Below are 10,026 nucleotides of genomic sequence, written 5' to 3' on the forward strand. Positions count from 1 at the left end.
GCGCCGGGCTGGCGCCGTCGCGCTACCGCGTCAGCCAGGGCCTGAGCATGGGCCGCGCCGGCAGGATCGAGGTGCAGCAGTTGGGCGACGAAGTGTGGATCGGCGGGGCAGCGGTCACCTGTATTGAAGGCAAGCTGCACATCTGAACCGCAAGGGCGCGCCGGATGGGCACTCGATTGCGGCGGATGGTCGCAGGTCGCTCCCGGCAATGGGCGCAGAGTGCCGGGATATGGGGCTTTGCCGGGATTGTTACCGAATGCACAAGGCTCTCTTGGGCGCGGCGGGTTTGTACCGCGGCGGCTGCGGGCATAAGCTTTCAGCCTTTTTTCGCCATAGCTTGTGTTGTTTCGCGCTCAGCCTTAGGAAAAATCATGTCCAGCCAGTTCCCAGAAGCCCGTCCGCGTCGCCTGCGTCGCTCCGAACAACTGCGCAGCCTGTTCCAGGAAACCGAATTCACCCTCAATGACCTGGTGCTGCCGATTTTCGTCGAGGAAGAAATCGACGATTTCGTGCCGATCAAGAGCATGCCCGGGGTGATGCGCATTCCCGAATCCAGGTTGGCCGGCGAGATCGAGCGTTACGCCCGGGCCGGGATCAAGTCGGTGATGACCTTCGGCGTCTCCCACCACCTGGACTGCGACGGCAGCGATACCTGGAAGGAAAACGGCCTGGTGTCGCGCATGTCGCGCATCGCCAAGGATGCGGTGCCGGAGATGATCGTGATGTCCGACACCTGCTTTTGCGAGTACACCGATCACGGCCACTGCGGCGTGATGCACGGCCATGAAGTGGACAACGACCAGACCCTGCTCAACCTCGGCAAGCAGGCGGTGGCCGCGGCCCGTGCCGGCGCCGATGTGATCGCGCCGTCGGCGGCCATGGACGGCCAGGTCCAGGCCATTCGCCGGGCCCTGGACGCCGCCGGTTTCACCCAGACGCCGATCATGGCCTATTCCACCAAGTTCGCCTCGGCGCTCTACGGCCCGTTCCGCGAGGCCGGCGGCAGCGCGCTCAAGGGCGATCGCAAGAGCTACCAGATGAACCCCATGAACCGCCGTGAGGCGGTGCGCGAGTCCTTGCTGGACGAGCAGGAAGGCGCTGATTCGCTGATGGTCAAGCCCGCTGGAGCCTACCTCGACATCATCCGCGATATCCGCGAGGCCTCGCGCCTGCCGGTGGCGGCGTATCAGGTCAGCGGCGAGTACGCGATGATCAAGTTCGGCGCCCAGGCCGGTGCCATCGACGAGCAGCGGGTGGTGCGTGAAAGCCTCGGCTCGATCAAGCGCGCCGGTGCCGACCTGATCTTCACCTACTTCGCCATGGACCTGGCCCTGGCCGGGATCTGATCCGGCATACCCCGGCGGCGGTACCTCCACGAACGCCCTCCGGCGTTCGTGGCTATTGCCAAGACTTCCGCCTCTACATGACAATGCGATTCATTATCAAATATGAATCCTTATTGTCATGCCCGCCGACGACTTATCCCTGCGCTGTGCCGTCACCGACCTCTACACCCATCACCATGGCTGGTTGCAGGGCTGGTTGCGCCAGCGCCTGGGCAACGCCTTCGATGCCGCGGACCTGGCCCAGGACACCTTCGTGCGGGTGCTCAAGGCGCGCAACGCGGTGGAGATCCGCGAGCCGCGGCCCTACCTGTCACGCATTGCCCGGGGCCTGCTGATCGATCTGTTTCGCCGGCGTTCCCTGGAACAGGCCTACCTCGAAGCCCTGGCCCTGGTGCCCGAGGGCGAGCACCCGTCGCCGGAGGAGCAGAGCGTGCTGTTCCAGGCGTTGATGGAAGTCGACCGGCTGCTGGATGGCCTGGGGCCCAAGGTGAAACAGGCTTTCCTGCTGTCCCAGTGCGACGGCCTGACCTACGAGCAAATCGCCGAGCGCCTGCAGATTTCCGTGCGCAGCGTGAGCAACTACATGGCCAAGGCCATGGAGCATTGCTGCCTGATGCAGATGCGGATGCAGTTGTCATGAACTTCGCCGGCCTGCAACTGAGCGTCGGCGAGCGCCAGGCCATCAGCGGCGCGGCGCGCTGGTACGCGCAATTGCGTTCCGGCAGCGCCAGCGAGCAAGAGCAGGCGGCCTGGCGAGAGTGGCTGGCCGCCGACCCCTTGCACCGTCAGGCCTGGGAGCGCATGCAGCAACTGGGCGAGCAGATGTCGGCGCTGCCCGGCGGCCTGGCCGGTTCCACCTTGCGCGGGGCAGGGCGCTCGCGCCGTGAGCTGATGCGCAACCTGGTGGTGCTGGCCTCGGCCGGTTCCCTGGGCTGGCTGGGCTGGCGCAGCGACAGCGCCCAGCAACTGCTGGCGGACTACCGGACCCAGATCGGCGAGCGCCGGCAAGTGCGCCTGGCGGATGGCAGTTCGCTGTTGCTCAATACCAACACCTCGATCAACGTGCAGTTCGACAGCCAGCAACGCAAGGTGCAGCTGTTGTGGGGCGAGATGCTGGTCAGCACCGCTGCCGATCCCTTGCAGCGGCCGTTCCGGGTCCTCACCCGGGACGCCGAGGTGCTGGCCCTGGGCACTCGCTTCGTGCTGCGCAGCGATGAGCGCGAGGAGCAGGTGGCGGTGCTGGAGCACGCGGTGCAGGTCAGCCTGGGCGCAGGCATTGCGCCGCGTCGGGTCGAGGCCGGCCAGCAACTGGCGTTCAGCGCCGGGGGCTTTGCCGGGCTGCGACCCAACGATGCGGCGGTGGGCGCCTGGCGCCAGGGCAGCATCATCGCCATCGACCGGCCCCTGGGGGAATTGCTGGCGGACCTGTCGCGCTACCGCCGCGGGGTCTTGCAGTGCGATCCGCAGATTGCCGGGCTGAAGATCTCCGGGGCGTTCCCCATCGACGACACCGATCGCGCCCTAGCGGCGCTGGAAAGCGGTTTCTCACTAAAGATCAAGCGCTACACCCGTTACTGGGTGCGGGTTGCCGACAGCCGTCTGGGCTGAACTGGCGCAGCGAAAAAAAATTCCGTGGTCTTTGCATGTTTGCCAAACCTGGTCCGGCTTATCCCCCAGTGGATTCATTTTCGTTAGCGGGGAAGGCAAAGCATGTCTGATGTTCACAAGTCGAAGTTGGCCCAGGCGATCAAGGTCGGGCTCTGGGGGGCACTGGCGGTCTATGGTGCGGCATTGCTGCCGTTGACGGCGGTGGCGGCCAGCGAGCAGACCGCGGTGCGCCGCTTCGATATCGCCGCCGGTGATCTCACCGAGGTCCTGAGCCGTTACGCCAGCGCTGCCGGCGCGGCGATCTCCTTCGATGCCCGGCAGACCGCCGGCAAGCGTTCGGCCGGGCTCAAGGGTGAATACGGAGTGCAGGAAGGCTTTGCGCGGATTCTCGCCGGTAGCGGCTGGCAGGCCGAGCCGCAGAGCAACGGCAGCTATGTGCTGCGCCCCGTGCCCCAGGGCAGCGGCGCCCTGGAGCTGGGCACCACCCAGGTGCAGGGCCAGGAACTGGGGGCCACCACCGAGTATTCCGGTTCCTATACCACGGGCGCGGTGACCATCGGCAAGGGCCAGCACTCGCTCAAGGAAACCCCGCAGGCGGTGACCGTGATCACCCGCAAGATGCTCGATGACCAGAACCTCAACACCATCGACCAGGTGATGGAAAAGACCCCGGGCATCACCCTCTACGACTCGCCCATGGGCGGCAAGTATTTCTACTCCCGGGGCTTTCGCATGACCGGCCAGTACCAGTACGACGGCGTGCCGTTGGACATGGGTAGCAGCTACTTGCAGGCCGACAGCTTCAGCAGCGACATGGCCTTCTACGACCGGGTGGAGATCCTGCGCGGCGCCGCCGGCATGCTCAAGGGCGCAGGCGGCACCGCCGGCTCGGTGAACTTCGTGCGCAAGCGTGGCCAGGCCACGCCCCACACCGAGTTGAGCCTGTCGGCCGGCAGCTGGGACAACTATCGGGCCCAGGTGGACACCGGTGGGCCGTTGAACGACGCCGGGACCATCCGCGGCCGGGCCGTGGTGACCCAGCAGACCCGGCAGTACTTCTATGATCTGGGGGATCGCAAGGACCAGGTCTACTACGGCGCCCTGGACTTCGACCTCAGTGACGACACCACCCTGGGCCTGGGCATGGCCTATGAAGACGTCGATTCGCGTCCTTGCTGGGGCGGCTTGCCGCGCTACAGCGATGGCAGCGACCTCAAGCTCGGCCGCTCCACCTGCCTGAACACCGCCTGGAACAATTCGCGCAGCAAGCGCGCGACCTATTTCGCCGACCTCAAGCAGCAGCTCAACGACGACTGGGCGCTGAAGGTGGCCGGGGTCTACACCCGCAACACCCAGGACATCGAGTACGCCTTCCCCAGCGGTTCGGTGCCGGTGGGGGCCGGCCGTTCCAGCACCCTGATGCTGGGCAGCATCTACGACTACGACCAGGTGGACTACGGCTTCGATGCCTATGTCGACGGGCACTTCCAGGCCTTTGGCCAGGAGCACGAGCTGACCTTCGGCGCCAACGCCAGCCGCTCGATCAAGGACGACTTCTACGCCGTGGCCGGCTTGCCCCAGCGGCAGAATGTGCTGGACCCCGATCACCACCTGCCCAAGCCCGATGACAGCTACTACGAAAGCAACTCCACCCGGGGCGGCCCCACTGATCTGCGGATCCAGCAGCAAGGGTTGTATTCCACTGTGCGCCTGAAGCTGGCCGACCCGCTGACCCTGGTCCTGGGCAGCCGGGTCAGTTGGTACAAATCGCAGAACGATTCCGTGGCCTACTGGCGCGATACCCGCACCCCCAGCAGTGTCCGTTCCAAGGAAACCGGCGAGGTCACGCCGTTCGCCGGGGTGCTGTACGACCTCAACGACAACCTGACCGCTTACGCCAGCTACTCCAGCATCTTCACGCCTCAGGGCAGCTATCGCACTTTCGATGGCTCTACGCTCAAGCCGCTGGTGGGCAAAAGCTATGAGCTGGGGATCAAGGGCGAGTGGTTCGAGGGCCGCCTGAACAGCGCCTTCAGTCTGTTCCGCACCATTCAGGAGGATGCGCAGCAAGAGGATCCGCGCTGCCCGGACAGCACCTGCTCGCTGAACTCGGGCAAGGTCCGTGCCCAGGGCTTTGAAGCGGAACTCAGCGGTGAGGTGATCGAGCGCCTGCAACTGTTGGCCGGCTACACCTACACCCAGACCAAGACCCTGGAGGACGCCAACAGCGCCAACAACGGCTTGCCGTTCACCACCTACGTGCCGCGGCACCTGCTGCGGGTCTGGGGCGACTACCAGTTGGGCGGCGCCCTGGAACGCTTCACCGTCGGTGCCGGGGTCAATGCCCAGAGCGACAACTATCGGCTCTCGCCCATCAGCGGCAATCACGTGCGCCAGGCCGGCTATGCCATCTGGAACGGGCGCATCGGCTATCGCATCGACGATACCTGGTCCCTGGCGCTGAACGGCAACAACCTGCTGGACAAGCGCTACTACACCACCATCGGCACCGAAGGCTTCGGCAACTTCTACGGTGACCCGCGCAATTTCACCCTGTCGGTCAAGGCCAACTTCTGAGGCCCGGTTGACGGTCGCGCCGCTGCTGGCTGTGCAGGGATCGGGCGCGGCCGCTTCAGGCCATGGGCGGGTGGGCGTCGAGCAGGGTCATGAAGCGTTGCAATTGCGGCGACGGGTTGTCCCGGTGCCAGTTCATGTAGAGCCCGATGCTCGGCCCGGGCTGTGTGCCGACGGCGCGTAGCGGGCGGTAGGCGACGCTGCCTTGCAGCGCCGCGTCGGCCATCGATTGCGGCACCAGGGCCACGCCGAAACCACAGGCCACCAGGCCCAGCAAGGTGTGAATGCGCTCCGCTTCCTGGACCACCCTCGGGGTGAAGCCGGCTGACGTGCACAGGGCCATCAGTTGGTTGTGGTAGCCGCTGCCCAGGGCCTGGGGGGTGAACACGAAATCTTCAGTGGCCAGGTTGCGCAGCTCCACCTCGGATGCTCGGGCCTGGGGGTGATCGTGGGGCAGGGCGATGACGATCGGTTCATCGAGGATCAGCCGCGAGACAATCTGCCCTTCGGGCAGCGGCAGGTCGCGCATGAAGGCGAGGTCGGTGTCGCCGTTGAGCAGGGCCTGGAGCTGCCCGGCCGATGGCATTTCCCGCAACGCCAGGCGCACCCCAGGCAGGGTCTGGCGAAAGCGCCGCAGGCTGGCGAGCAGCATCGGGTAGCCGGCCAACGACAGGCTGCTGATACGCAGGGTGCCGGCCAGCCCGTGGGCGACATCGCGTGCCTGTTGGATGCCTTGCTCCAGGGTTTCCAGGGTGCGCTGGGCGCTGTGCAGGAAGTCCGCCCCGGCCGGGGTCAGGGTTACGCCACGACGATTGCGCAGCAGCAGGCTGAAGCCGAGTTTTTCCTCCAGGCGGGCGATGGCCTGGCTCAGGGGCGGCTGGGCCATGTGCAGGCGTGCGGCGGCCCTGTGAAAGTGCAGCTCCTGGGCGACGACGATGAACTGGCGCAACAGGCGCGTCTCGATCATGGCGAATGCTCCTTGCTTGGGGGGGAACCGCTGGGACTGTAAACCTGGATGTCCATGGTTTCACAGGATTTTCTTTGATATCCAGAACCTCTCACAGGGCCAGGAATTTAGTATTAAGTCGTTGATTTTCATGCTGTTACTCTGAGGTTGAAACGGCTGGGCCCAAGCGAGCCGAGGTTCAAACAGGAGTAAAGGCGATGGATTTCAGCGGCAGGACAGTCATAGTCACCGGTGCCGGGCGCGGTCTGGGCCTGAGTTATGCCAGGGCCCTGGCCAGCCGTGGCGCCCAGGTGGTGATCAGCGATTGCGGGAGCGACGGCAGTGGCCTCGGGGTGGATGAAAGCATTGCCCATGAGGCGGTGCGGGCCTTGCGGGCCAGCGGCGCCAGGGCGGTGGCCGACACCAGCGACCTGAGCACCGAGGCCGGTTGCCGGGGGCTGGTGCAGTGCGCCGTGGCGGCGTTTGGCGGCCTGGATATCCTGATTCACAACGCCGGCTGGGTCGGCTATCAGGCGGTGGAGCAACTCGAGGCCGAGTTTCTCCAGCGCATGCTGGGGATCAACCTGCATGCGCCGATCTGGCTGGCCAAGCATGCCTGGCCCTTTCTCCGGCAATCCACGGCGCCCCGGCTGTTGCTGACCACCTCCGACCGTGCCCTGTACGCGGAATATGCACAGCCCGGGCTGCTGGCCTACTGCGCAGGCAAGATGGCCCAGGTGGGCATCATGAATGCGCTGAGCCAGGAAGGTGCGGAGCACGGGATTGGAGTCAATGTGGTGTCGCCGGTGGCCAAGACCCGCATGTGGGGCGTCAGCGACGAGCCGCTCGAACTCAAGCCGGACTGGGTGACGCCGGGGGTGATGTTTCTGGTCAGCGAGTGGTGCCAGGACAGCGGCTATATCCTGCGGGCCAGCAACGGCCAGTTCAGCGCCTGGCGCCCGCAAGAGGCGCCCGGGGTGGATTATCCCCGGGACCTGAAGCGGGTGCGGGCGGCCACCCCGGAGCAGTTCGCCCAGCGCTGGGCACAGATCAGGCAGCCTTTCACCGGGGCTTGAGGGGCGCTGTGCTGCTTTGTGGGGAGAGCTCGCGCTCGCGGAAATAGCGCTCCAGCAGTTGCGGGTCGCCAGAGCGGTCCGCCAGGGCCACGTAGGTGTCCGGACGCAGCAGGTAGAAGGCATTGCGCGCCAGCCCTGCTGCGGCATGGGCCGGGCGCCAGTCGAAGATCCGCAAAGGCACCCGGTGCGCGCTGCACCAGTCCCGCAGGGCATCGCTGGTTGTACCGTAGACATGCACCTGCCAGCCCAGGTACTCCAGGCTGTCGAAGTTGTCGTGTTCACCATCGCGCACCCAGGGCAGGCGATCGCCACCGTGCACCGGGCCGACGCCGCCGGCGCTCAGGGGCATGCCGCGGTAGTTCAGGGTGATCTGCGACACGGTACGGAAGAGAAACTCCCGGGCGCTGTCGAAGGCGGCGATCTTCGGCAGCAGCAGGGGCGCCAGGCGGGTGCGCGCCAGGTAGGCCACCGGGCCGTCGGCGGTGGCGAAGCTGAACACCCGGTCGGTGGTGGCCACCAGCCGCCGGGCGAATTCCATGCGTTCTATCTCGTAGCTGTCCAGCAGGCTTTCGGCGCTGTTGCCCTTGAGTACCGTCGCCAGCTTCCAGGCCAGGTTGATGGCGTCGCCGATCCCGGTGTTCATGCCCTGGCCTCCGGCGGGGCTGTGGACGTGGGCGGCGTCCCCCAGGAGAAACACCCGACCCAGGCGAAACTGCTCGGCCACTCGATGGTGCACCTTGTAGGTGGAGAACCAGTTGACTCGGGTGACGTTGACCTTGAGCTGATGCATGGCGCGCTGGCTGACGTCTTCGAAACGCAGGTTTTCCGGGTGCTCGGCGCGCTCCTCACGCACGGTGCCGATCAGTCGCGCGCGGCCGCTGTGGGCCAGGGGAAACACTGCGAGAAAGTCGGCGTCGTCCAGGTCCACGTGCAATTGGCCGTCGATGCTCGGGCCGTCGGCCTCGACATCGGCGACGTAGAACACCTGCTGGTAGGTGCCGCCGGGAAAGCCGCTGCCCAGGGTCTTGCGCACCGTGGAGCGGGCACCGTCGCAGCCGGCCAGGTAGAAGGCCTGGCAGTGTTCCTCGCGGCTATCGGGGCCACGCAGGCGGGCGTTGATCAGGTTGCCGTGATCGGTGAAGGCCAGCAGCTCGGTGTCGCGCTCGACGCTGACGCCCAGCAGGGCCAGGCGTTCGATCAGCAGTTGCTCGTGCTCGTCCTGGGGAAAGATCTGCAGGAAGGGGTAGGGCGTCAGGTCCTCGCCGATGGCATTGAACGGCAGTTGCGCGGCCCGTTCGCCCTTGACCCAGAGGTTCACCGCCGGCACATGGTGGCCGCGGTCGACGATGGTCCGGGTCAGGTCCAGCTGGCGATACAGCTCAAGGGTCCGGGCCTGTACCGCCAGGGCCCGGGAGGTGGTGCCCGGCCCCAGGGTCTTGTCGATGATCCGCACCTTGATCCCCTGGTGGCGCAGCCAGAGCGCCAGCACCAGGCCGGTGGGGCCGGCGCCGATGATCAGTACGTCGCTGCAGTTCATGTGTTTGCCCTCGCTAAGAGATCAACGTCATGCATCTGGCTGCGGTCGGCGCCTGCCGCGGGGTCAACGCTGGGCGAAGGCCAGGTTCAGGCCCAGTCCCGCGAAGCTCGCGGCAAAGCTGCGGCGCAACCAGCTCTGGACCTTGGGCGACTCGATCACCGCGGTGCGGAACAGATTGGCCAGTAGCCCGTAAAGCACGAACACGAAGAAGGTCATGGCCATGAACACGCCGCTCAGGAGCAGCATCTGCGGGATCGGGTCGCTGCCGTCATGGGCGATGAACTGGGGCAGGAAGGCCAGGAAGAAGATGGTCAGCTTGGGGTTGAGGATATTCAGCAGGCAGGCCTTGAGCATCAGCGCGCCGGCGCCATGGCTGACCGCGTTGCTGTCCACGGCAAAGGCCGAGCGATCACGCCAGGTGGCATAGGCCAGGTACAGCAGATAGGCGACCCCGGCGAACTTCAGGCCCTGGAACGCCAGGGCGCTGGTGTGCAGGATCGCCGACAGACCGAGGATCGAGGCCAGCAGGTGGGGGACGATCCCGGCGGTGCAACCGATGGCGGTGAACAGGCTGGCGCGCTTGCCGGCCACCAGGGCGGTGGAAATGGTCAGGATCACGCCGCTGCCGGGAATCAGCACGACAATCAGGCTGGTAAGCAGAAAATCCAGGGTCAGCATCCGGGTATCACTCCATGGCGGGGCAAGCAACGAGCCTGATTCAGGGGCGGGCGCTCACCGAGATCGGGGCCCTCAAAGTACACCTTGAGGGCGCCGATCAGTAGAGGGATTTTAGCCCGGCTTGAAGAAAGCCCAAGCCCGAGTGGAACAGCCCCGTTCATCTCCGGTCGAAAGCGCCGTGCCGCTGCTTTACTGCACTTGACCCTGCCCAGCGCACTGTGGAGAACCATGACTTTCTACCGTCTTATCAGCCGTCTGCTT

General features: G+C 65.7%; 8 protein-coding genes and 1 pseudogene. 6 read left to right on the plus strand and 3 right to left on the minus strand.

Annotated elements, in window-relative coordinates; genetic code table 11:
• From BLX41_RS35125 to BLX41_RS11695, 5 genes and pseudogenes are all read left to right on the plus strand, one after another.
• Positions 1-146: pseudogene (locus BLX41_RS35125) on the plus strand (phenazine biosynthesis protein PhzF); the annotation flags it as partial.
• A 225-nt stretch (positions 147-371) separates the two neighbouring features.
• On the plus strand, positions 372-1,346 hold the full coding sequence (hemB, locus tag BLX41_RS11680) for a porphobilinogen synthase (RefSeq protein ID WP_093410053.1): 975 nt from the start codon (positions 372-374) through the stop codon (positions 1,344-1,346).
• A 118-nt stretch (positions 1,347-1,464) separates the two neighbouring features.
• A complete protein-coding gene (locus BLX41_RS11685) occupies positions 1,465-1,986 on the plus strand; it encodes a sigma-70 family RNA polymerase sigma factor (protein ID WP_011060589.1) in 522 nt (173 codons plus the stop codon).
• Positions 1,983-2,954, plus strand: coding sequence for a FecR family protein (locus BLX41_RS11690; protein WP_123724999.1), 972 nt, complete (start codon positions 1,983-1,985; stop codon positions 2,952-2,954). Before BLX41_RS11685 ends, BLX41_RS11690 begins: the two co-directional genes overlap by 4 nt.
• Before the next feature lie 102 nt (positions 2,955-3,056).
• A complete protein-coding gene (locus BLX41_RS11695; protein WP_123725000.1) occupies positions 3,057-5,531 on the plus strand; it encodes a TonB-dependent siderophore receptor in 2,475 nt (824 codons plus the stop codon).
• A gap of 55 nt (positions 5,532-5,586) precedes the next feature.
• Here the strand turns inward: BLX41_RS11695 and BLX41_RS11700 are convergent, their stop codons facing one another.
• The gene (locus BLX41_RS11700) at positions 5,587-6,495 is read right to left on the minus strand and encodes a LysR family transcriptional regulator (RefSeq protein WP_123725001.1); all 909 of its coding nucleotides are present in this window, start codon (positions 6,493-6,495) and stop codon (positions 5,587-5,589) included.
• A gap of 197 nt (positions 6,496-6,692) precedes the next feature.
• On the opposite strand from BLX41_RS11700, the gene BLX41_RS11705 reads away from it, so the two are divergent.
• Positions 6,693-7,550 carry an SDR family NAD(P)-dependent oxidoreductase gene (locus BLX41_RS11705; protein ID WP_123725002.1) on the plus strand — a complete coding sequence of 286 codons (858 nt, stop codon included), beginning with the start codon at positions 6,693-6,695 and terminating at the stop codon, positions 7,548-7,550.
• Here the strand turns inward: BLX41_RS11705 and BLX41_RS11710 are convergent.
• Together BLX41_RS11710 and BLX41_RS11715 are read right to left on the minus strand one after the other, a co-directional pair.
• Complete coding sequence (locus tag BLX41_RS11710; protein WP_123725003.1) at positions 7,537-9,087, minus strand: FAD-dependent oxidoreductase; 1,551 nt, start codon at positions 9,085-9,087, stop codon at positions 7,537-7,539. The two genes, BLX41_RS11705 and BLX41_RS11710, sit on opposite strands and share 14 nt — an antisense overlap.
• A 63-nt stretch (positions 9,088-9,150) precedes the next feature.
• Complete coding sequence (locus BLX41_RS11715) at positions 9,151-9,765, minus strand: LysE family translocator (protein ID WP_123725004.1); 615 nt, start codon at positions 9,763-9,765, stop codon at positions 9,151-9,153.
• Positions 9,766-10,026: the final 261 nt, after the last annotated feature.

Source organism: Pseudomonas protegens, assembly GCF_003732485.1.
Lineage (GTDB): Bacteria > Pseudomonadota > Gammaproteobacteria > Pseudomonadales > Pseudomonadaceae > Aquipseudomonas > Aquipseudomonas protegens_B.

Coding starts and splice junctions, on each gene's coding strand:
- BLX41_RS11685 (WP_011060589.1), top strand. CDS start 1,465: ATGCCCGCCGACGACTTATCCCTGCGCTGTGCCGTCACCGACCTCTAC.
- BLX41_RS11690 (WP_123724999.1), top strand. CDS start 1,983: ATGAACTTCGCCGGCCTGCAACTGAGCGTCGGCGAGCGCCAGGCCATC.
- BLX41_RS11715 (WP_123725004.1), bottom strand. CDS start 9,765: ATGCTGACCCTGGATTTTCTGCTTACCAGCCTGATTGTCGTGCTGATT.
- BLX41_RS11705 (WP_123725002.1), top strand. CDS start 6,693: ATGGATTTCAGCGGCAGGACAGTCATAGTCACCGGTGCCGGGCGCGGT.
- hemB (WP_093410053.1), top strand. CDS start 372: ATGTCCAGCCAGTTCCCAGAAGCCCGTCCGCGTCGCCTGCGTCGCTCC.
- BLX41_RS11695 (WP_123725000.1), top strand. CDS start 3,057: ATGTCTGATGTTCACAAGTCGAAGTTGGCCCAGGCGATCAAGGTCGGG.
- BLX41_RS11710 (WP_123725003.1), bottom strand. CDS start 9,087: ATGAACTGCAGCGACGTACTGATCATCGGCGCCGGCCCCACCGGCCTG.
- BLX41_RS11700 (WP_123725001.1), bottom strand. CDS start 6,495: ATGATCGAGACGCGCCTGTTGCGCCAGTTCATCGTCGTCGCCCAGGAG.